This window comes from Streptomyces sp. NPDC059373, assembly GCF_042751495.1.
GTDB lineage: Bacteria > Actinomycetota > Actinomycetes > Streptomycetales > Streptomycetaceae > Actinacidiphila.
Genome location: NZ_JBHYXC010000001.1, coordinates 542,263 through 562,103 on the forward strand (window position 1 = coordinate 542,263; position 19,841 = coordinate 562,103).

19 protein-coding genes and 1 tRNA gene are annotated in these 19,841 nt (G+C 70.5%); 1 reads left to right on the plus strand and 19 read right to left on the minus strand.

Annotated features, from left to right (window positions below; genetic code table 11):
- Positions 1-18 precede the first annotated feature (18 nt).
- Positions 19-100 (minus strand) — tRNA-Tyr (locus ACFXJ5_RS02545).
- A 189-nt stretch (positions 101-289) separates the two neighbouring features.
- Between ACFXJ5_RS02545 and ACFXJ5_RS02550 the strand changes: the two genes are divergently transcribed.
- Positions 290-778 (plus strand): YajQ family cyclic di-GMP-binding protein, encoded by a 489-nt coding sequence (locus ACFXJ5_RS02550; RefSeq protein WP_384625726.1) that lies wholly within the window; start codon positions 290-292, stop codon positions 776-778.
- Between the two features lie 121 nt (positions 779-899).
- On the opposite strand, the gene ACFXJ5_RS02555 is transcribed toward ACFXJ5_RS02550, so the two are convergent.
- The 18 genes from ACFXJ5_RS02555 to ACFXJ5_RS02640 form a co-directional block, all read right to left on the minus strand.
- A complete protein-coding gene (locus tag ACFXJ5_RS02555) occupies positions 900-3,242 on the minus strand; it encodes a glycoside hydrolase family 3 N-terminal domain-containing protein (protein WP_384625729.1) in 2,343 nt (780 codons plus the stop codon).
- A gap of 331 nt (positions 3,243-3,573) precedes the next feature.
- The gene (locus ACFXJ5_RS02560) at positions 3,574-4,917 is read right to left on the minus strand and encodes a glutamine synthetase family protein (RefSeq protein WP_384625732.1); all 1,344 of its coding nucleotides are present in this window, start codon (positions 4,915-4,917) and stop codon (positions 3,574-3,576) included.
- A gap of 5 nt (positions 4,918-4,922) precedes the next feature.
- Positions 4,923-6,446, minus strand: a complete 1,524-nt coding sequence (locus ACFXJ5_RS02565; RefSeq protein ID WP_384625735.1) for an amino acid permease — start codon at positions 6,444-6,446, stop codon at positions 4,923-4,925.
- 103 nt (positions 6,447-6,549) lie between these two features.
- Positions 6,550-7,560, minus strand: coding sequence for a hypothetical protein (locus tag ACFXJ5_RS02570; RefSeq protein WP_384625738.1), 1,011 nt, complete (start codon positions 7,558-7,560; stop codon positions 6,550-6,552).
- Between the two features lie 247 nt (positions 7,561-7,807).
- Positions 7,808-8,530, minus strand: coding sequence for an anti-sigma factor family protein (locus ACFXJ5_RS02575; protein ID WP_384625741.1), 723 nt, complete (start codon positions 8,528-8,530; stop codon positions 7,808-7,810).
- Positions 8,527-9,096, minus strand: a complete 570-nt coding sequence (locus ACFXJ5_RS02580) for a sigma-70 family RNA polymerase sigma factor (RefSeq protein ID WP_384625745.1) — start codon at positions 9,094-9,096, stop codon at positions 8,527-8,529. The genes ACFXJ5_RS02575 and ACFXJ5_RS02580 overlap by 4 nt, the downstream gene beginning before the upstream one ends.
- An 82-nt stretch (positions 9,097-9,178) precedes the next feature.
- On the minus strand, positions 9,179-9,550 hold the full coding sequence (locus ACFXJ5_RS02585) for a YccF domain-containing protein (RefSeq protein WP_384625748.1): 372 nt from the start codon (positions 9,548-9,550) through the stop codon (positions 9,179-9,181).
- Entirely contained in the window at positions 9,547-10,404 is an 858-nt protein-coding gene (gene htpX / locus ACFXJ5_RS02590; protein WP_384625751.1) for a zinc metalloprotease HtpX, read from the minus strand. Before htpX ends, ACFXJ5_RS02585 begins: the two co-directional genes overlap by 4 nt.
- A gap of 114 nt (positions 10,405-10,518) precedes the next feature.
- Positions 10,519-12,009: an NADH-quinone oxidoreductase subunit N gene (locus ACFXJ5_RS02595; protein ID WP_384625754.1), complete on the minus strand. Its 1,491-nt coding sequence runs from the start codon at positions 12,007-12,009 to the stop codon at positions 10,519-10,521.
- Entirely contained in the window at positions 12,009-13,538 is a 1,530-nt protein-coding gene (locus tag ACFXJ5_RS02600; protein WP_384626552.1) for a NuoM family protein, read from the minus strand. The genes ACFXJ5_RS02595 and ACFXJ5_RS02600 overlap by 1 nt, the downstream gene beginning before the upstream one ends.
- A 48-nt stretch (positions 13,539-13,586) precedes the next feature.
- A complete protein-coding gene (locus tag ACFXJ5_RS02605; protein WP_384625756.1) occupies positions 13,587-15,587 on the minus strand; it encodes an NADH-quinone oxidoreductase subunit L in 2,001 nt (666 codons plus the stop codon).
- Positions 15,584-15,943 (minus strand): NADH-quinone oxidoreductase subunit NuoK, encoded by a 360-nt coding sequence (gene nuoK / locus ACFXJ5_RS02610; RefSeq protein WP_384625759.1) that lies wholly within the window; start codon positions 15,941-15,943, stop codon positions 15,584-15,586. The genes ACFXJ5_RS02605 and nuoK overlap by 4 nt, the downstream gene beginning before the upstream one ends.
- A complete protein-coding gene (locus ACFXJ5_RS02615) occupies positions 15,943-16,497 on the minus strand; it encodes an NADH-quinone oxidoreductase subunit J (protein ID WP_384625761.1) in 555 nt (184 codons plus the stop codon). The genes nuoK and ACFXJ5_RS02615 overlap by 1 nt, the downstream gene beginning before the upstream one ends.
- A complete protein-coding gene (locus tag ACFXJ5_RS02620) occupies positions 16,494-17,051 on the minus strand; it encodes a NuoI/complex I 23 kDa subunit family protein (protein WP_384625763.1) in 558 nt (185 codons plus the stop codon). Before ACFXJ5_RS02620 ends, ACFXJ5_RS02615 begins: the two co-directional genes overlap by 4 nt.
- The gene (gene nuoH, locus ACFXJ5_RS02625; RefSeq protein WP_384625765.1) at positions 17,051-18,013 is read right to left on the minus strand and encodes an NADH-quinone oxidoreductase subunit NuoH; all 963 of its coding nucleotides are present in this window, start codon (positions 18,011-18,013) and stop codon (positions 17,051-17,053) included. The genes ACFXJ5_RS02620 and nuoH overlap by 1 nt, the downstream gene beginning before the upstream one ends.
- Positions 18,010-18,807, minus strand: coding sequence for an NADH-quinone oxidoreductase subunit C (locus tag ACFXJ5_RS02630; RefSeq protein WP_384625768.1), 798 nt, complete (start codon positions 18,805-18,807; stop codon positions 18,010-18,012). The genes nuoH and ACFXJ5_RS02630 overlap by 4 nt, the downstream gene beginning before the upstream one ends.
- On the minus strand, positions 18,804-19,388 hold the full coding sequence (locus ACFXJ5_RS02635) for an NADH-quinone oxidoreductase subunit B (RefSeq protein ID WP_384625770.1): 585 nt from the start codon (positions 19,386-19,388) through the stop codon (positions 18,804-18,806). Before ACFXJ5_RS02635 ends, ACFXJ5_RS02630 begins: the two co-directional genes overlap by 4 nt.
- Positions 19,379-19,747 carry an NADH-quinone oxidoreductase subunit A gene (locus tag ACFXJ5_RS02640; protein WP_384625773.1) on the minus strand — a complete coding sequence of 123 codons (369 nt, stop codon included), beginning with the start codon at positions 19,745-19,747 and terminating at the stop codon, positions 19,379-19,381. The genes ACFXJ5_RS02635 and ACFXJ5_RS02640 overlap by 10 nt, the downstream gene beginning before the upstream one ends.
- Positions 19,748-19,841 lie beyond the last annotated feature (94 nt).

Consider the following 19,841-nt stretch of genomic DNA (forward strand, 5'->3'; position numbering starts at 1 on the left):
CAACGGGGGTCTCCCATGTGGCGGCGCCAGGGTTCGAACCTGGGTAGGCTGAGCCGGCAGATTTACAGTCTGCTCCCTTTGGCCACTCGGGCACACCGCCTGGGATGGTGCCGCCCCCGGGCTCCCGCGTGGGGTGCTCCGTGGCGACGACGTAAACAATACCCGATGGGCGGGGGTGCTCCGCCACTCGGTTGATCAGCCCTTCGGACAGGGACGGTGGCTAGGCTTGCGGTCGCGGTCCACGGTGGGCCGCGAACGAAGTGGATCAGAGCCAAGGAGCCAACAGAAGATGGCCGACTCCAGTTTCGACATCGTCTCGAAGGTCGAGCGGCAGGAGGTCGACAACGCCCTCAACCAGGCCGCCAAGGAGATCTCGCAGCGCTACGACTTCAAGAACGTGGGCGCCTCGATCGCCTGGTCGGGCGAGAAGATCCTGATGCAGGCGAACTCGGAGGAGAGGGTCAAGGCGATCCTCGATGTCTTCGAGACCAAGCTGGTCAAGCGGGGTATCTCGCTGAAGTCGCTGGACGCGGGCGAGCCGCAGCTGTCCGGCAAGGAGTACAAGATCTTCGCGTCCATCGAGGAGGGCATCTCCCAGGAAAACGCGAAGAAGGTCGCCAAGATCATCCGCGATGAGGGCCCCAAGGGCGTCAAGGCGCAGGTGCAGGGCGACGAGCTGCGGGTCAGCTCCAAGAACCGGGACGACCTGCAGGCCGTGATCGCGCTGCTGAAGGGCAAGGACTTGGAGTTCGCCCTGCAGTTCGTCAACTACCGCTGAGAAGTCGTCAGTCGGAGCACATGGCAGGGGCAGGGCACACGGGTGGCGGGATCCACCCCTGCGCCCTGCCCCTGTCGTTGCCGGTCGTGCCGTTGGCGGATTCGTGGGGGGACCAGCGGGACTACCGGACGGTCAGGTCGGCGCTCTGTGTGCCGACGGAGATCGTGTACGTTCCCGGGCGCACGGCGCGCGGGCCGGTGCCGGTGATGTCGCCGGTGGTGACGGCGAGCCGGGAGAGCGGGAAGGACACGTTGACGGTGCGGGTCTCGCCGGCCTTCAGGTGGACGCGGGTGTAGGCGGCGAGCTGCTTGGGCGGGGTGAGGACCGCGCCGACGGGCTGGGTGGCGTACAGCTGGACCACCAGGTCGCCGGCGGTCTTGCCGGTATTGGCGACCTGGACGGCGGCCTTGACGGTGCCGTTGCGGGACAGCGTGGCGTCGGGGAGGGTGACGCCCTTGACGTCGTAGGTGGTGTAGGAGAGGCCGGAGCCGAAGGCGAACAGCGGGTCGTAGCCGGAGCTGGGGCCGCCGTTGGTGCCGGGGAGCTGCTGGTAGTACATGGGCTGGTCGCCGGTGCTCTTGGGCCAGGAGACCGGGAGGCGGCCGCTGGGGTTGGCGCGGCCGAAGAGGACGTCGGCCACGGCGGTGCCGCCCTCGCTGCCGGGCAGCCAGGCCATCAGGAGTTGCTTGGCGTCGTCGGCGCTGCCCAGGACCAGGGGCCGGCTGGCGATGACGACGACCGCGACCGGCTTGCCGGTGGCCTGGAGCCGGTCGACCAGGGCCTGCTGGTCGGCGGACAGGGCCGGGGTCTCGCTGTCGTTGTTGCCCTCGGCGCCGGGTTTCTCGCCGACGACGACGATCGCGGCGTCGGCGTTCTGGGTCTTGGCCACGGCGTCGTCGGCGGTGGTGGCGAGGTCGGTGTGGTCACTGCCGAGCAGCGCCTTGACGCCCTGGTAGACGGTGACGCCGGGGTCGGTCACGCCATCGGGGATGCCCTGCCAGCCGATGGTCCAGCCGCCGTCCTGGTTCGGAACGGAGTCGGCGGACGGCCCGGCGACGACGACCTTGCCGAGGCCGGTGGAGAGCGGGAGCACGTTGTTGTCGTTGCGCAGCAGGGTCATCGACTCGGTCGCCGCCTGCACGGCGAGGTCCTTGTCGGTGCCGAGGACGGCGGCGTCGGCCTTGGTGGCGTCGACGTACGGGTGCTCGAAGAGGCCGAGCTGGAACTTGAGGGTGAGGACGCGGGAGACGGCCTGGTCGAGGCGGGCCATGGAGACCTTGCCGTCGTGGACCTGCTGGGTGAGGCCGTCGATATAGCCGTCGACGCTGCCGGGGGGCAGCATGGCGACGTCGACCCCGGCGTTCATGGCGATCCCGGCGGCGTCGGCGTAGCTGCCGGTGATGTGGTAGGCGGTCTGCAGGTTCTGTACGTCGTTCCAGTCGCTGACGACGACGCCCTTGAAGCCCCACTGCTTACGGAGCACGTCGGTGAGCAGGTAGTGCGAGGAGTGGGCCGGGATGCCGTTGATCGCACCGGAGTTGACCATCACGGTCTGCGCGCCGGCGTCGACGGCGGTCTTGTAGGCGGGCAGGATCGTGTCCTGGAGGTAGCGCATGTCGAGCTGGGACGGGGTCCGGTCGTGCCCGTTCAGGGGCTGGGAGTAGCCCGCGAAGTGCTTGACGGTGGCGGCGACCTGGCCGCTGCTCTGGAGGCCCTTGATGTTGCTCGCGCCCAGCGACCCGGCGAGGTAGGGGTCCTCGGAGTAGGTCTCGTAGTAGCGGCCCCAGCGGGTGTCGCGGGAGATGTCCAGTACCGGTGCGAAGTCCCAGGTCGGTCCGGTGGCCTTGACCGCGGCGGCGGTGGACGTGCCGAGTTGCTCGGACAGCGCCGGGTCCCAGGTGGCGCCGAGGCCGAGTTGCTGGGGGAACTTGGTGGCGCCGACCACGTTGTTGTGGCCGTGCACCGCGTCGATGCCGTAGACGATGGGGATGTGCAGTCGCGAGTGGTCCAGGGCGTACTTCTGAACGGAGTTGACCATCTCGGCCCAGTCCTTGGGCGTGTTCTTGACCGGTGCTTCGCCGCCCCCGGACAGCACGGACCCGACGTGCTGGTCGGCGAGGATGCGCTGCATGCAGGAAGGGTTGAGTTCACCGCCGGACCAGCTGCACTCGCCCTGCATCGTGACCACGGCCGGCTGGGCGGTCTGGCCGACCTTCTCCGCCAGGGTCATCCGGCTGACCAGGTCCGCGACCCTGCGGGCCACCGGGGCCCGGGAGTCCAGGTAGGTGGCGGTCTGCGGCTGGGCGGCGGGGGCCGGGACTGCGCTCAGGGCCAGTAGGGCGGTGGCTCCGGCCAGGACGGTCCGGCCGCGGCGGCCGAGGAGGCCCAGCGGTCTTTGGGCTCCTGGGGGGCCCTGGGGGTCATCGGGGCCTTGGGCACGACGCAGGGCGCGGGGAAAGGACACGGCGATGGGCCTTTCGTCGAGTGTGGAGCTTCCTTTGTTCGTGGGCGTAGGGGCGTCGCGAGAGACGGGAGAGCGCTCTCTCAGGGCGCCGTTCTATAGCCCTTGCTCGGCGACCAAGGGCGCGGGATGGCGCGCGGCGCTGCGCGCACGATCGAGGCGCAGCGGACAGCGGGACGTGCGGCTCCAGAACTTTTACGCAGTGCCACCGAATCCTGCATCCGACGGCGCCACCCATTGACCCACCGTTGTTGAACATGCGTCAAGGGTCTGGTGAGCGTTCAGAAGTTGTAGCGGTGGGCCGGGCGGTGTCCCCTCCCCCGGCCCACCGTGACTACGCGCGGGAGAAGCCCCGGCGCAGATCGGCGTCCGTCACCTGCAGGCGCAGGCCGTCCAGTTCGGTACGGGCGGCGTGCGCGTAGTGCGCGGCGACGGCGGGGGTGAGGAGCCGGGACGGCAGTTCGCTCTCGCGGAAGGCGTCGAGCGCGTCGTGCAGGGTCGGGGCCACGGAAGGGGCTTCGGCGTCCTGGTAGGCGCTGCCGGTGGCGGGGGGCGGGGGCTTGAGGTCGTGGTCGATGCCGTGCTGGGCGGCGGCGAGGGCAGCGGTGAGGGCGAGGTAGGGGTTGGCGTCGGCGCCCGGCAGGCGTACCTCCAGGTGGAGGCCGTCGCCGTGGCCGACGACGCGTACGGCGCAGGTGCGGTTGTCGCGCCCCCAGGTGTAGCGGGTGGGGGCGAAGGAGTCGGGGGCGAAACGCTTGTACGAGTTGACGGTCGGGGCGTAGAGCGGGGTCAGGGCCGGCAGCGCGTCCAGGAGTCCGGCGATGACCTGCCGGGTCAGGCCGGAGAGGTTGCCCTCCGGGTCCGCGCAGAGCGGCACTCCGTCGTCCGTCCAGAGGGACAGATGGAGGTGGAGGCCGTTGCCGACGCCGGTCTCCGGGGCCGCCATGAAGGTGGCGGCCAGGCCCGCCCGCTCGGCGATGTGCTTCGCGGCGTGCTTGAAGACCAGATGGCCGTCGGCGGCGGCGAGCGCGTCGCCGTACGGGAAGGTGACCTCGACCTGGCCGAGGGCGGCTTCGGTCTTGATCGCCTCGACCGGCAGTCCGGCCCCGCTCAGGCCGGCCGACAGCTCGCGGAAGTAGTGGTCGACGGCCGGCGGGTGGTCGAGGGCGTAGTCCAGGTTGTCGGTGACCGCGGGCCTGAGCTTGCGGTAGCCGCGCTTGTGGGCCTGGGCGGGGGTGCCCTCGTAGAGGATGTACTCGGTCTCGATGCCGGCCTTGACGTGGATGCCGCGCGCCGCCAACTCGTCGAGCCGGCGGCGCAGCATGCGGCGCGGGGACACCTCCACCGGCCGGCCGGCCTCGCCGACGGCGTCGGCGAGGAGCAGGGCGGTACGCGGGATCCAGGGCAGGGGCCGCAGGGTCGCCGGGTCGGGGACGAGGCGCAGGTCGCCGTAGCCGGTGGACCAGGAGGCGAGTTCGAAGCCGTCCAGCGGATGCATGTCCATGTCGGTGGCCAGCACGTACGCGCACATCTCGGCGCCCTCACCCACGATGTGGTCGAGGAAGTGGCGGGCGCCGTGGCGCTTGCCCTTGAGCCGGCCCTGGAGGTCGGGCAGGGCGAGGTAGACCGTGTCCACCTCGCCGCTGTCGACCTGCCGGCGCAGTTCTTCGAGCTTCATCCGGGTCAGACCACGTCCTGGGCGAATTCGGCGCGCTCGGTGGCGGAGCCGTAGACCGGGACGTCGTACTGGCGGCGGCCGCGGGTCAGCCACAGGACGGTGGCCAGCAGCAGCACCACGAGCAGCGCGACCGAGGCGTAGTTGAAGGACTTGCCGGTCACCGGCGAGACCTGCGGCAGGCAGAACAGGATGGTGACGAAGGCGACCCAGACCACGGCGGTCCAGCCGATGGGCTTGCTCCAGCGGCCGAGGTTCCAGGGGCCGGGGGTGAAGCGGTCGCCGGCCCGCAGCCGCAGGTAGACCGGGATCGCGTAGGCCGGGGTGATGCCGATGACGTTGATCGCGGTGACGGCGGCGTACGCCGTCGGGGAGTACAGGGACGGCAGGGCCAGGACGAAGGCGACGCCGACCGCCAGCCAGACGGCGTTGACCGGGGTGCGGGTGCGGCCGCTGATGCGGCGCCAGAGGCCGGAGCCGGGCATGGCACCGTCGCGGGAGAAGGCGAAGACCATCCGGGAGGCGGCGGCGACCTCGGCGTTGCCGCAGAAGAGCTGCGCGACGATCACGACGAGCAGCAGGGCCTTGGCGCCGCCATTGCCGAGCGCGTCGATGAAGATCTGGGCCGGCGGGACGCCGGTGGCGGAGCCGATGGTGCCCGCGTAGTCCTGGATGGCGAAGCTGAGGCCGGCCAGGAGGACGAATCCGGCGATCCAGGACCACAGGATGGAGTGCACGATGCCCTTGGAGGCGCTGACCTGGGCCTGCGTGGTCTCCTCCGACAGGTGGGCGGAGGCGTCGTAGCCGCAGAAGGTGTACTGGGCGAGCAGCAGGCCGAGGGCGCCGACGTAGAGCGGGCTGGACCAGCCGGTGGTGTTGGCGAAGTGGCCGAAGACGAAGCCCACGGACTGGTGGTGGGACGGGACGATGGCCAGGGCCCCGACGATCACGGCGACGCCGCCGAGGTGCCACCACACGCTGACGGAGTTGAGCACGCTGACCAGGCGTACGCCGAACAGGTTGAGCGTGGCGTGCAGCAGCAGGATCACCGCGAAGATCACCAGGATCTTCCCCGGTGTGGGTGTGAAGCCGAACTGCAGGTTGAGCCACGCGCCGCTGAAGAGCGCGGCTCCGTAGTCGATTCCGGCTATCGCGCCCAGCAGGCCGAGCAGGTTGAACCAGCCGGTGTAGTAGCCCCAGCGCGGGCCGCCGAGCTGGTCGGCCATGTAGTAGAGGGCGCCGGAGGTCGGGTAGGCGCTGGTGACCTCGGCGAGCGCCGCGCCGAGCAGCAGCACCATCACGCCGACGCCGGCCCAGCCCCAGAGCATCACCGCGGGGCCGCCGGTGATCAGGCCGAAGCCGTACAGGGTCATGCAGCCGGAGAGGATCGAGATGACCGAGAAGCTGATCGCGAAGTTACCGAACGGGCCCATACGGCGGGCGAGTTCGGGCTGATAGCCGAGACGCCGCAGCATCGCCTCGTCGTTCAGGCCGCCTTGGGCGCCGCCGTCGGGGGACGTGGGGAAGGACACGGAGAAACCTCCGGTGAAGGGGGGCGGGGGTGGGCAAGAAGGGGGGGCCGGGCCGGGGGTCAGCTACGGGCCGGCGGTGCTCGGTCGGCTCTCGGGAGAAGAGTCACCGGCTGGTACCGCCGCCCAGGAAGTAGCGTCCGGCGCGGAGGAATTCCTCTTCCCAGTGCTGCGGCGAGTCGGCGATGTCCTGCCAGGGCGCGGGCGTCGCGTGCGGGCCGATGGCCTCGAAGACCTCGGTCCCGCCGTCGAAGCCGCCCGAGTACAGGGCATGGCCGAGGTGGTTGAGGTCGATGGGCGAGCGAAGCGAGATGGGGGTACTCCCCGACGAAGTCGGGGGGAGGGTGGCGGGGGCCGAGTGGCGGAACCAGTCGTCCAGGGCCCGGCCGGTGTAGTGCGTGACCTGTTCGCTGATCCAGTAGAGGGCGAGACCGCTGGTCGCGCCGCTGGCGCGGCGGGAGCGGTAGTCCTCGGCGTACGCGTAGAGCGGGAGGACCAGAAGGGGTGAGCCCAGCGGGGCCCAGGACGCCACCCACCGGACGTAGTCGAAGGCGTTGATCTTGCGGGCGTAGAACACCTGGAGCATGCGGTGCCAGGCCTCGCGGTTGTACGGATCCCGTTTGTAGACCTCTTCGAGCAGACCCCACGGCCCCGTCGGTAACAGGCCCTCCGGGGGCGGCACCCGGTGCTCGGGGAGGTGCTGGCCCACGTCGACCAGGGCGAGGGACAGCAGACAGATCCACGGCACCGGGTCCTCGAGAGCGAACTGGGTGGCGTCCTGGGAGACCAGCCGGGCGCGGGCGGCGAGCCGTTCGGCGTCGGGCTGCCGGGCGCGGTGGGCGTGCAGGGCGCGCTGTACCGCGACCCTGGCCTCCATCACGACGGCGTCGGCGCTGGAGGGCTCCTCGGTCAGCCAGGCGGCGACCGCGTCCGTCCGGGCGGCGGCCACGGCCAGGACCTGGGTCCGGGCGGTGCGCAGCCCCCAGTCCTCGCCGGTGCGGGCGAGCAGTTCCCGGGTTTCGCGCCAGCGGCCCGCGCGCAGATCCTCCAGGGCGAGCCGAAGCTCGCCGTCGAAACCGGCCGGGTGGTATTGGGGCCGGTACTCACCGCCGGACATCAGTCGCTCCCCTGGGACGATGCGTTCCTGTGAGCCCGCTGTATTCCGTCGTTACGGCAAGGGTTTGCGCGACTCCTCTGCGTAGATCGTGGCGGACACTACCACCGCTGCAGCGCGCATGGGGGATTCCTCGGAACCCAGTTCGAGGATTCTCGGTCTGCAATGAATCAGCAATGCGCCGGCAATCTACGCAATGAACGCGGCGCCGCCGGGGGGAGTGTGGCGACGCCGCGTTCGTCCAGGGAAATCACAGTGAAGCGGAGACGTATTTCTTTCCGTCGGTGTTCTCGACGAGTACGGAGGCCACGTCGCCGGGCGCCATGGCGGCCGAGCCGTCGAGGTTGGCGGCCTTGCCGTGGCCGTTGTCGGCGCCGACGACCCAGCCGCCGGCGACCTCCCGACTGCCGTCCTTGGCGACGACCACCAGATGGCACCGCTCACCTGCCGGGATACCGGTGACGGAGGCGTTGACCCGGACCCAGTTGGCGGCCGGGGTGACCTGCACCGTCAGGCCGGCCTTGGTGACCGGGTCGGTGGCCGAGCCGACCTTGACGCCGGACGGCGCCGTGGACACCGGGGTCGTGGGCAGGGCCTGCGGGGGTCCGGATTCGCCGTTCTGGCCGATGAGCACGCCGCCGTAGAGCAGGACCCCTGCGGCGGCCGCGGCCACGGCACCGATGGCGGCGTACCGGCGCCGGTCGCGGCCGGAGCGCTCGGCGCGCGCCTGCCGCAGGGTGCGCTGAAGCAGCAGGTCGCCGCCCTCGGGCGGTCCGTCGATGAAGGCCTCCGGCGGGACCTCGCCCAGCGCCTGCTCCATCTCCCGCAGCTCGGCCAGTTCGCCACGGCACGGGTCGCAGGTGGCGATGTGCTCGTCGACGTCCCTCACCTCCTGCTCGCCCAGGACCCCGAGGACGTAGGCGGTGAGCTGTTCGCTGTCGTGACGCTCGCTGTCATGCTGCGTCGTACTCATGCCGCCACCTCCCGCAGTGCGACCGGTTTCTGCGTATTCGCATTCTTATTCGCGTAGAGCTCTCTTAAAGTCTTGAGAGCGTAGTGTGACCGGGATTTCACGGTTCCCGGTGGTATTCCGAGTTTCTTCGCGGCTTCGGCGACGCTCTGACCCCGGAAGTAGATTTCCAGCAGCACATCCCGGTGATCCGGGGAAAGTCGGTCCAAAGCCTCCATTACGACCATCGAATCCACGACCTGCTGCGCGTGGTCCTCCTGCACGGGCGGCGTCGCCGGTGACTCGGGGACCTCCACGGGCCGGGCCGCCTTCGCCCGGTACCGGTCGGTGATGATGTTCCGGGCCACGGTGAGCAGCCAGCCGCGCACCGATCCCTTGCCGTTGACCAGCGCCTCGGGATGCCGCCAGGCCCTGATCAGGGTCTCCTGCACGACGTCCTCGGCCGCCCCCCGGTCACCGGTGAGCCGGGTCGCGTACGCCAGCAGCGCGGCGCCGTGTTCTTCGTAGAGCGATCGGATCAGCGCCTCGTCACTCGTGCTCTGCCGAGTGCGGGACCACAATGCCGCCATCCACTGACTCCGTCCTCTCCGCGGTTCCCCAGTACACGGGCCGGGAGGGCGGGCGGTTCACAGCGGTCGGAGGTGACCTGCGTCACACAGGGACGATCTCCCGGCCCAGGGGGACGAGCGAGATCGGGACCATCTTGAAGTTGGCGATGCCGAAGGGGATCCCGATGATCGTCAGGCAGAAGCCGATGCCCGCGACGATATGGCCGAGGGCGAGCCAGATGCCGGCGAGAACCAGCCAGATGATGTTGCCCGCGAAGGAGGCGGCCCCGGCGTCGGGGCGCTCGACCGTCGTACGACCGAAGGGCCACAGGACGTAGTTGGCGATCCGGAAGGCGGCGATGCCCCAGGGGATGGTGATGATGAAGACGAACATCAGCAGCCCGAGCAGGGCGTAGCCGATGGCCATCCACAGTCCCCAGACGATCAGCCAGATGATGTTGAGCAGAGTCCTCATCGGTGGCCTGCCATTTCTTCCAGCCGGGCGATGCGCTCGGCCATGGGCGGGTGGGTCGAGAAGAGCTTCGACGCGTCGCCGGGACGGAACGGATTGGCGATCATCAGATGGCTGGTGGTCTCCAGCCGCGGTTCGGGCGCGAGCGGGAGCTGCTTGGTGCCGGCGTCGAGCTTGCGCAGTGCGCTGGCGAGGGCGAGCGGGTCGCCGGTGAGGCGGGCGCCGGAGGCGTCGGCCTCGTACTCGCGGGAGCGGCTGACGGCGAGCTGGATGAGGCTGGCGGCGAGGGGGCCGAGGATCATCATCAGCAGCATGCCCAGCAGGCCGGGGCCGTCGTCGTCGTCGGAGCGGCCGATGGGAATGAGCCAGGCGAAGTTGACCAGGAAGACGATCACGGAGGCCAGGGCGCCCGCGACGGAGGAGATGAGGATGTCGCGGTTGTAGACATGGCTCAGCTCGTGGCCGATGACCCCGCGCAGCTCACGCTCGTCGAGTATGCGCAGGATGCCCTCGGTGCAGCAGACCGCCGCGTTGCGCGGATTGCGGCCGGTGGCGAAGGCGTTCGGGGCCGGGGTCGGGGAGATGTAGAGCCGCGGCATGGGCTGGCGGGCGGCGGTGGACAGCTCGCGGACGACTCGGTAGAGGCCGGGGGCCTCGAACTCGCTGACCGGGCGGGCGCGCATCGCGCGTAGAGCCAGCTTGTCGCTGTTCCAGTACGCGTACGCGTTGGTGCCCAGGGCGACGACGAGCGCGACGATCAGTCCTGTACGGCCGAAGAAGCTGCCGATGAGCAGGATGAGCGCCGACAGTCCACCAAGGAGAGCGGCGGTCTTCAGCCCGTTGTGCCGGCGGTGCACGGTGCGTCCTCCTAGGTCCCCGCTGAAATCAGCGTCGGGAGATCTCTCTCCACAAGGAGAACCTCCCGTAGGGGGCAACGCCACCGGAAAGGTGTTAGTTCCCTTGTGCACCGGTCACAGCAGGCCACCGGAGGCGAAGCGGAGGACGAGCTGGGGCGCACCGGACAGGGCGATGCCGAGGACCGCGCTGAGCGCGATGGCCGCGGTGAGGGGGGGCGATCGGGTGACGGCCGGGGCCGGGGCCTGCGCGCCCTCCGGCTTCGCGAAGAGCAGAGCGGTCCAGCGGAGGTAGTAGACCAGGGCCACGACGACGTTCAGCGCCATGATGACGGCCAGCCAGCCGAGCCCGGCGTGCACGGCCGAGGAGAAGACCGCGACCTTGGCGAACAGCCCGATGATGCCCGGCGGCAGCCCGGCCAGGCAGAGCAGGAAGAAGGCCATGGACAGGGCCGCCAGGGGGCGCCGCGCATACAGCCCCCGGTAGTCGGTGAGGCGGTTGTCGGGGGCGCTGCGGGCCACGAGCGCGACGACCGCGAAGGCGCCGAGGTTCACGGCTCCGTACATCAGGGCGTACGCGATGGTGGTGCCGATCTCGTCGGTGCCCGCGTACGCGGCGGCGGCGATCGGGACCAGGAGGTAGCCGGCCTGGCCGATGGAGGACCAGGCGAGCAGGCGTACGGCGCTGCGCGAGGCGTCGGCGCGCTGCCGGAGGGCGGCGGCGTTGCCGACGGTCATGGTGAGGGCGGCCAGGACGGCGACGGCGCGGCCCCAGACGTCCGCGTACGGCTTGAGGGCGACGACGGTGATCAGGATCAGGCCGGAGAAGCCGGCCGCCTTGCCGACGACGGACAGGTACGCGGCGATGGGCAGCGGCGCGCCGGTGTAGGTGTCGGGCACCCAGAAGTGGAAGGGCGCGACGGCGAGCTTGAAGGCGAAGCCGACGATGGTGAGGGCGGCGCCCGCCTTGGCGAGGGTGGCCAGTTGGGGGTCGACGCCGGTGAGGCCGTGGGCCAGCGCGGTGAGGTGCAGAGTGCCGGTGGCCGCGTACAGGAAGCTGACGCCGAGCAGGGTGACGGCGGTGGCGGCGACCGAGGAGAGGAAGAACTTGAGCGCGGCCTCGCTGGAGAGCCGGTCGCCGCGCTTGATGCCGACGAGGGCGAAGGCCGGGAGGCTGGCGACCTCCAGGGCGATGATCAGCGTCGCCAGGTCACGGGAGGCGGGCAGCAGGGCGGCGCCGGAGACGGAGGACAGCAGCAGGAACCAGTACTCCCCCGCCGGGAGTTCGTCCATGGTGTGGATGGACAGCAGGGCGGTGAGCAGCGCGCCGCCGATCACCAGGAGCTGGATGACGAGCGTGAAGTGGTCGGCCACGTAGGAGCAGTCGCGGCCGGCGGTGGTGAGGCAGAAGGTGCTGCGGTCGTGGTCCAGGAGCGGGATCAGGCTCAGTCCGGCGAGGACCAGCCCGCCGACGGTGAGCCAGCCGAGCAGCGGTTTGCGTGCCTCGCTGACGAAGAGGTCGGCGACCAGCACGATCAGCGCCACGGCGGCCGCGATGACCGGTGGCGCGATCGCGACCCAGTCGACGGACTGGACGAGGGTACCCATCAGCTGCCTCCGAGGAGGGTACGCACGGCCGGGTCGGTCAGGCCGAGGAGGAGTGCGGGCCAGAGCCCGGCGATGACGGTGAGGGCGACCAGCGGGGTCCAGGCCGCGAACTCGTAGGTCTGGACGTCCGCCAGGACCGGCTCGGTCGCTTCTGCGGTGCTGCGCTCGCCCATGCAGACCCGGCGTACGACGACCAGGAGGTACGCGGCGGTGAGCAGCGTGCCGAAGGCCGCGATGGCGGTGAAGGTCAGGTACGCGCCCCGGTCCAGCCCCACGGCCGGCTTGAAGGCGCCGAACATGGCCAGCATCTCGCCCCAGAAGCCCGCCAGGCCCGGCAGCCCGAGCGAGGCGACCGCGCCGAAGGCCAGCAGGCCGCCCAGCCTCGGGGCCCGGCCGTACAGGGCGGCACCGGTCTGGCCGGCGAGGCGGTCGAGGTCGGTGGAGCCGTACCGGTCCTTGAGCGAGCCGACCAGGAAGAAGAGCAGGCCGGTGATGAGGCCGTGCGCGATGTTGGCGAACAGCGCGCCGTTGACGCCGGTCGTGGTCAGGGTCGCGATGCCGAGCAGCACGAAGCCCATGTGGCCGACCGAGCTGTACGCGATGAGCCGCTTGAGGTCGCCGCCGGTGCCCTGCCTCGCGAGGGCCAGGCAGGCCAGGGACCCGTAGATGATGCCGATGACGGCGAAGGCGGCCAGGTAGGGCGCGTAGGTCTGCATCGCGTCGGGGGTGATGGGGAGCAGGATCCGGACGAACCCGTACGTGCCCATCTTGAGCAGGACGCCGGCCAGGAGGACCGAGCCGACGGTGGGCGCCGAGGTGTGGGCGTCCGGGAGCCAGCTGTGGAGCGGCCACATGGGGGCCTTGACGGCGAGGCCGAGGCCGATGGCGAGGGCGGCGATCAGTTGCGTGGTGTGACTGAGGTGTACTCCGTGAGCACTGTCAGTGGCGAGTGTCACCATGTCGAATGTGCCCGCCTTGATCCCGATCAGGAGCAGGCCGAGCAGCATGACCACGGAGCCGAGGAGTGTGTAGAGGATGAAGCGGAGGGCGGCCTTCTCCCGGCCTTCGCCGCCCCAGCGGGCGATGAGGAAGTACATCGGGATGAGGACCATCTCGAAGGCCAGGAAGAAGAGGATCAGGTCGAGCACCGCGAAGGTCGCGAGGGTGCCCGACTCGAGGACGAGGATGAGCGCGACGAAGGCCTTGGGGGACGGACCCGCGGGCATTTTGAAGTAGCTGTAGACCGCGCAGAGGAAGGTCAGCAGCGCGGTCAGCACGAGGAGGGGGAGGCTGATGCCGTCGATGCCGAGGTGGATGCGGATGCCGAGCGCCGGGATCCAGCTGATGTCGGTGCTCGCCTGCATCGTCGCGGGGTGGTCGTGGTCGAAGCCGGCCGCGAGCGCGATGGTCAGGGCGAGCACCACGCCGGAGACGGTCACGCCGTGCCGGAGCACGGCCTGGTCGGGGCTCTTGCCCCTCAGGCCGGGCGGGGGCGGGAGCAGGGCCCCGACCGCGCCGAGCAGCGGCATGACGACGATGGCCGCGAGCAGGTACTGGAGGACGGTGTCGTTCACGGCTCACGCTCCGACGGCTACGAGGACGGCGAGTACGACGGAGCCGGCCAGCAGCACGCTGAGATAGGTCTGCACATTGCCGGTCTGTGCCCTGCGCACGGCAGCGCCGAGCAGGCGGGGTGCGGCGCCCGTGCCGCGTACGTAGGTCTCGATGACCTCGCGGTCCAGGAAGCGCACCAGGCCCGCGGCGGCCAGCACGGGGCGTACGAACAGCGCCGCGTAGAGGGCGTCCAGGTGGAAGCCGTGGGCGGCGTGGCGGTGCAGCGGACCGAGGAGCAGGCGTCCGGGGTCGCCGGGGTCCTGGGCGGCGGCGATGTCGCCGTAGACCCGGGCGTGGGTGTCGATGGCCGTCTCCTCGACGAGGGCGGGTTCGAGCTCTTGCGGCGGCGCGGCGACCACGGCTCCGATGGGCACCTGGCGGCGGGTGGCCGTCGCCTGCCAGGCGCCGTACATGGCGAGCACGCCGACGAGGGCGAGGCCGATGCCGAGGACGGAGGTGGTGAGGGTCGGGGTGAGCGCCTCGCCGTCGAACCACTGGGGGAGGTCGAAGACCCTGGGCAGGAGGGAGATCATGCCGAAGGCGATGGTCGGGATGGCCAGCACCCAGAGCACGGCGTTCATGACGACCGGCTCCCGGCCGTGGTCGGCCACGGTCGCGCCCTGGCCCCGGAAGACCAGGAGGAACAGGCGGGTGGCGTAGCCGGCCGTGAGGACGGCGGTGACCAGGCCCGCGATCAGGACCGTCCAGCCGACGGCCGCCGGGATGTGGGCGGTGTGGCCACCGGAGGCGTGCTCGGCGGCGCGCAGCACGGACTCCTTGGAGAAGAAGCCGGAGAAGGGCGGCAGCGCGGCGAGGGCGGCCAGGGCGATGCCCATCGTCCACATGGCGTCGGGGATGCGCTTGCCGAGGTCGCCCATACGGGACATGGCGGCCAGCGAGTTGGTGCCGGAGGCGTGGATGACGACGCCCGCCCCGAGGAAGAGCAGGGCTTTGAAGGCACCGTGCGACAGGAGGTGGAAGACGGCGGCGCTGCGGTCGCCGACGGCGAGCGCGCCGGCCATGTAGCCGAGCTGGCCGATCGTCGAATAGGCCAGCACCCGCTTGATGTCGTCCTGGGCGAGCGCGGCCAGCCCCGAGCCGATCATGGTGATCGCCGCCATGGCGGCGAGGACGGCCATCGCGGCGGCGGAGGTCTCGAAGACCGGCAGCAGCCGGGCGACGAAGTAGATGCCGGCCGCGACCATCGTTGCGGCGTGGATCAGCGCGGACACCGGCGTCGGGCCCGCCATCGCGTCCGGCAGCCAGGTGTGCAGCGGGAACAGGGCGGACTTGCCGGCGACTCCGGCGAGCAGCAGCAGCGCGATCAGGGTGGGGTGGTGCAGCTCGCCGTGGGTGGCGGCGGTGAGGACGCCGTTGATCCGAAACGTTCCGGCGTCGGTGGCGAGCGCGAACAGGCCGATCAGGAAGGGGACATCGCCGAGCTTGGTGACCAGGAAGGCCTTGATCGAGGCGGAGCGGGCGGCCTCGGTCTCCCAGTAGTGCCCGACCAGGAAGTACGAGCAGATGCCCATGATCTCCCAGCCGACCAGCAGCACCATCAGGTCGCCGGTGTAGACGACCAGGAACATGGCGGCGGTGAAGAGGGAGACCAGGGCGGAGTAGGAGACATACCGCGGGTCGTCGCGCAGATAGCCCGTCGAGTACAGCTGCACGCAGGTCGCGACCAGGCCGACCAGGACGGCGATGAGGACCGCGAAGCCGTCGAGGTGCAGGGCGAGGTCGATCGGCACCGAGCCGGTGGGGGTGAGCCGGTGGGCGGCGTCGGTGGCCGGCCCGCTGCCCTGCCGTACGGCGACGGTCGCCGCGAGCACAAAGGCGGCGGCGGTCGGCAGCACGGCGACCGGCTGGGCGAAGCCGGGGGCGCGCTTGCCGAGGAAGAAAGATGCGGCCGCGCCGAGGAACGGAAGAAGGGGGACGAGGACGGCCAGGGTCGTCACGGTCACGCTGCGGCCTCTGCCTTCTCTTCGGGTGCAGCCACTACGGGGGGCTCGTCGGAGTCGGCGAGGTCGGTGAGCCGGTCGACGTCGGAGGTGCCACGGTTGCGGTACACGAGCAGGACGATCGCCAGGCCGATGCCGATCTCGGCGGCGGCCACGACGATGACGAACAGCGTGAGCGCCTGGCCGGCGTGGAGCGTGTCGCGGAGCCAGACGTCGAAGGCGACCAGGTTGAGGTTGACCGCGTTCAGCATCAGCTCGAGCGACATCAGGACGAGGATCGCGTTGCGGCGGGCGAGTACGCCGTACAGCCCGACGGAGAACAGGAGGGCGGACAGCACGGCGGGATAGACGAGGTGCATCAGCGCGCTCCGGTCTTCCGGTCGGTCCTGCGGGAGAGCACGATCGCGCCGACGAGTGCGGCCAGGAGCAGTACGGACAGCGCCTCGAAGGGCAGCACCCAGTGCTGGAAGAGGATCTGCCCGGTGACCTTGGTGGAGCCCTGGACGGTCCCGTCGAGGTTGATCCAGGTCGCCCGGAAGGCGTCCACGACCACCCACACGAGGGTGGCCGCCGAGGCCACGGCCACCGCGAGCGCGGCCCAGCGGTTGCCCGAATCGGCGTCCGGGGAGCGGCCGATGGGGGCCTTGGTGAGCATCAGCCCGAAGAGCAGGAGGACGACCACGGACCCCACGTAGATCAGCACCTGCACCCAGGCGATGAACTCGGCGGTGAGGAGCAGGTATTCGACGGCGAGCCCGCCGAGCGCGACGACCAGCCACAGCGCGGCGTGCACGAGCTGCTTGGTGGTCACGGTGACGAGCGCCGCGCCGACGGTCGCGATGCCGACCAGGACGAAGGCGATCTCGACGCCGGTCGGGGACAGGAAGCCGGAGTGTGCGGCCGCGAGGCTCATGCGTCGCCCTCCTGCGCCCGCGCGGCGGCCGCCTTCTCCGCCGACTTCTGCGCTGCCGCCACCTCCTTGGGCTCCTCGGCGCCGGGGTCCAGCGGCGGCGGGGCCGGCACCGTCCACATCCAGTCGCGGAGCTTGTCGCGCTCATGGGTCAGTTCGAGGATGTCGGTCTCCGCGTACTCGAACTCCGGGGACCAGAAGAGGGCGTCGAAGGGACACACCTCGATGCAGATCCCGCAGTACATGCAGAGCGAGAAGTCGATCGCGAAGCGGTCCAGCACATTGCGGCTGCGCTCGCGGCCACCGGGGGCCGCGGCGGGCATCGTCTCCTTGTGGGAGTCGATGTAGATGCACCAGTCGGGGCATTCGCGGGCGCACAGCATGCACACCGTGCAGTTCTCCTCGAACAGCGCGATGACGCCACGGCTGCGCGGGGGCAGTTCGGGCTGCGCGTCCGGGTACTGCGCGGTGACCGAGCGGCGGGTCATGGTGCGCAGGGTGACGGCGAGGCCCTTGGCCAGGCCGGAGCCGGGCAGCTTCATCTTGTCTTGAGCCATTACGAGATCACCACCTTGATGACGCCGGTGAGCGCGATCTGGGCCAGGGCGAGCGGGATGAGGCCCGTCCAGGCGAGCTTCTGGAGCTGGTCCTCACGCATGCGGGGGTAGGTCACCCGCAGCCAGATGACGATGAAGGCGAGGACGAAGGTCTTGATCAGCGTCCACAGCCAGCCGATGCTGTCGGACCACGGCCCGTGCCACCCGCCGAGGAACAGGACGGTCGTCAGGGCGCAGAGCACGACGATGCCCGCGTACTCGGCGAGCAGGAACAGTGCGAAGCGCAGGCCCGTGTACTCGGTGTAGGCCCCGAAGATGATCTCGGAGTCGGCCACCGGCATGTCGAACGGCGGCCGCTGCAGCTCGGCGAGCCCCGCCGTGAAGAAGACCACCGCGCCGACGATCTGCCACGGCGTCCACCACCAGTGGTACGCCTCGACGATCCCCGGCAGCGACAGCGTGCCGGCCGCCATCGCGACCGAGGCGGCGGCCAGCAGCATCGGCAGCTCGTACGCCATCAGCTGCGCGGCGGTACGGAGGCCGCCGAGCAGGGAGAACTTGTTGGCCGAGGCCCAGCCCGCCATGAGCGAGCCCAGCACCCCCACGCCCATCACGGCGAGCACGAAGAACAGGCCGGCGTCGATGGCCTGCCCCACGAAGCCGTGCGGGCCGACCGGGATCACGATCAGGACCAGGAGATAGGGCAGAAGGGCGACGGCGGGCGCGAGCTGGAAGATCCTGCGGTCGGCGTTGGCCGGGACCACGTCCTCCTTCTGCGCGAACTTCACGCCGTCGGCGACCAGCTGCGCCCAGCCGTGGAAGCCGCCCGCGTACATCGGGCCGAGCCGGCCCTGCATGTGGGCCATGACCTTGTGCTCGGTCTGGCCGACGACCAGCGGGAGGGTGAGGAAGACGACGAGTACGGCGACGAGCCGCAGGACGACATCGAGGACATCGTTCACGCGTTCTCGCCTCCTTCGTCAACGGCGGGCTTGGGCTTCTCCCACGGGGCGTCCGGGGTGCGCTTGGCGGGCTCGGCCTGGGCCGGGGTCTCGGCCGGGGTCTCGGCGGCCTGGCTTGCGGAGCCCTCGCTGACGCTCCGGGCTCGTCGGGCCGGGGCCTCTCCCGCGGCTCGCGGCGGGCGGGCCGCGCGGGCGGGCCGGGCCGGAGCGGGCGGGAGCTGGCCCTTCATCGGGCCCCAGTCGTTGGGGTCCGGCACGCCCGGCGGCAGCATGGTCCGGCGCTTGGGACCGCCGTGCTCGGACTCGCCCGGCTCCTTCGCGCCGGGCCAGGCCTTGGCGACCCGGGACGCCAGCACGAAGTCCTTGCGCAGCGGGTGCCCCTCGAAGCCCTCGGGCAGCAGGAGCGGCTCCAGGTGCGGGTGGCCGGTGAAGTCGATGCCGAACATCTCGTACGTCTCGCGCTCGTGCCAGCCGGCCCCCGCGTAGACGTCGGTGGCGGTCGGCAGCGCGGCGGCCTCGCGCGGGACGGTCGTACGGACGAGCAGCCGGCGCACCCTGCCCTCGCCCAGGGACACGACGTGGGCGCAGACGCGGAAGCCGGTCCCGGGTTCGTCGACGGCGCTCAGCCAGTCGAAGTAGGTGCAGCCGAGCTTGTCGCGGGCGATCTCCAGGGCCGCGATCCATGAGCCGACGGGCACGTCGACCGTCAGCAGACCGTATGCCTCCTCCGCCCTCGCCTCCTCGCCGAAGATCTCGGCGGCGGCGTCGGGCAGCCGATCGTAGGGGTGGGTCATCTGCCGTCTCCCGTGACCAGGCCGCTGCTGAGCTGAGCCACCGAGGCCGGTCGGGCGTAGCGCTCGCCCAGCGACTCGCGGGCGATCTTCTCCTGCAGCTTGAGGATGCCCTGGAGCAGCGCCTCGGGCCGGGGCGGGCAGCCGGGGACGTAGACATCGACCGGGATGATCTGGTCGACGCCCTTCGTCACGGAGTACGAGTCCCAGTAGGGGCCGCCGCAGTTCGAGCAGGCGCCGAAGGAGATGACGTACTTGGGCTCGGGCATCTGCTCGTAGAGCCGCTTGACGGCCGGGGCCATCTTGTCGGTGACCGTGCCCGAGACGATCATCAGGTCGGCCTGGCGCGGCCCGGGGGCGAACGGGATCACGCCGAGCCGGATGAAGTCGTGCCGGGACATGGAGGCGGCGATGAACTCGATCGCGCAGCAGGCCAGCCCGAAGTTGAAGACCCACAGGCTGTAGCGGCGGCCCCAGTTCAGGACCACCTTCATCGGCTCGGGGGCCAGGCGGGCGAGCGTGCCGAGTCTGCGCGGCTCGGGCAGCAGCTGCGGCTCGGGGACAGGTGCAGGGGTCACGTCCATTCCAGGACCCCCTTCTTCCATGCGTAGAGGAGGCCGACGGCCAGGAAGCCGAGGAAGACGAACATCTCGACCAGCGTGGTGCCGCCGTATCCCTTGGCGGCGAAGACCGTCGCCCAGGGGAAGAGGAAGATCGCGTCGACCGCGAAGATCACGTACAGGAACGAGTACACGTAGTAGCGGATCTGGGTGTGGGCCCAGCCCTCGCCGACCGGGTCGACCCCGCACTCGTAGGTGAGCAGCTTCTCCCGCGTCGGCAGGTCCGGTCGCAGCAGCCGCCCGCCGCCGAAGGCCACGGCGACGAAGAGCACGCCGACCACCGCGACCAGGCCGACGACCGAGTAGCCGTGGAAGTAGTCCACGTCCGTCCGCCCCTCGATTCTCGTCGTTTCCTCGTTGTCCAGCGATCCCGAGCGATCCCGGTGGATCTTTAGACGTTGATTACGAACGGAGTCT

Excerpts from the sequence above, each read along its gene's own strand:
- ACFXJ5_RS02550 (WP_384625726.1), top strand. The coding sequence starts at position 290 with ATGGCCGACTCCAGTTTCGACATCGTCTCGAAGGTCGAGCGGCAGGAG.
- ACFXJ5_RS02560 (WP_384625732.1), bottom strand. The coding sequence starts at position 4,917 with ATGAAGCTCGAAGAACTGCGCCGGCAGGTCGACAGCGGCGAGGTGGAC.
- ACFXJ5_RS02570 (WP_384625738.1), bottom strand. The coding sequence starts at position 7,560 with ATGTCCGGCGGTGAGTACCGGCCCCAATACCACCCGGCCGGTTTCGAC.
- ACFXJ5_RS02575 (WP_384625741.1), bottom strand. The coding sequence starts at position 8,530 with ATGAGTACGACGCAGCATGACAGCGAGCGTCACGACAGCGAACAGCTC.
- ACFXJ5_RS02580 (WP_384625745.1), bottom strand. The coding sequence starts at position 9,096 with ATGGCGGCATTGTGGTCCCGCACTCGGCAGAGCACGAGTGACGAGGCG.
- ACFXJ5_RS02585 (WP_384625748.1), bottom strand. The coding sequence starts at position 9,550 with ATGAGGACTCTGCTCAACATCATCTGGCTGATCGTCTGGGGACTGTGG.
- ACFXJ5_RS02595 (WP_384625754.1), bottom strand. The coding sequence starts at position 12,009 with ATGGGTACCCTCGTCCAGTCCGTCGACTGGGTCGCGATCGCGCCACCG.
- ACFXJ5_RS02600 (WP_384626552.1), bottom strand. The coding sequence starts at position 13,538 with ATGCCGCTGCTCGGCGCGGTCGGGGCCCTGCTCCCGCCCCCGCCCGGC.
- nuoK (WP_384625759.1), bottom strand. The coding sequence starts at position 15,943 with ATGCACCTCGTCTATCCCGCCGTGCTGTCCGCCCTCCTGTTCTCCGTC.
- ACFXJ5_RS02615 (WP_384625761.1), bottom strand. The coding sequence starts at position 16,497 with ATGAGCCTCGCGGCCGCACACTCCGGCTTCCTGTCCCCGACCGGCGTC.
- ACFXJ5_RS02620 (WP_384625763.1), bottom strand. The coding sequence starts at position 17,051 with ATGGCTCAAGACAAGATGAAGCTGCCCGGCTCCGGCCTGGCCAAGGGC.
- ACFXJ5_RS02630 (WP_384625768.1), bottom strand. The coding sequence starts at position 18,807 with ATGACCCACCCCTACGATCGGCTGCCCGACGCCGCCGCCGAGATCTTC.
- ACFXJ5_RS02635 (WP_384625770.1), bottom strand. The coding sequence starts at position 19,388 with ATGGACGTGACCCCTGCACCTGTCCCCGAGCCGCAGCTGCTGCCCGAG.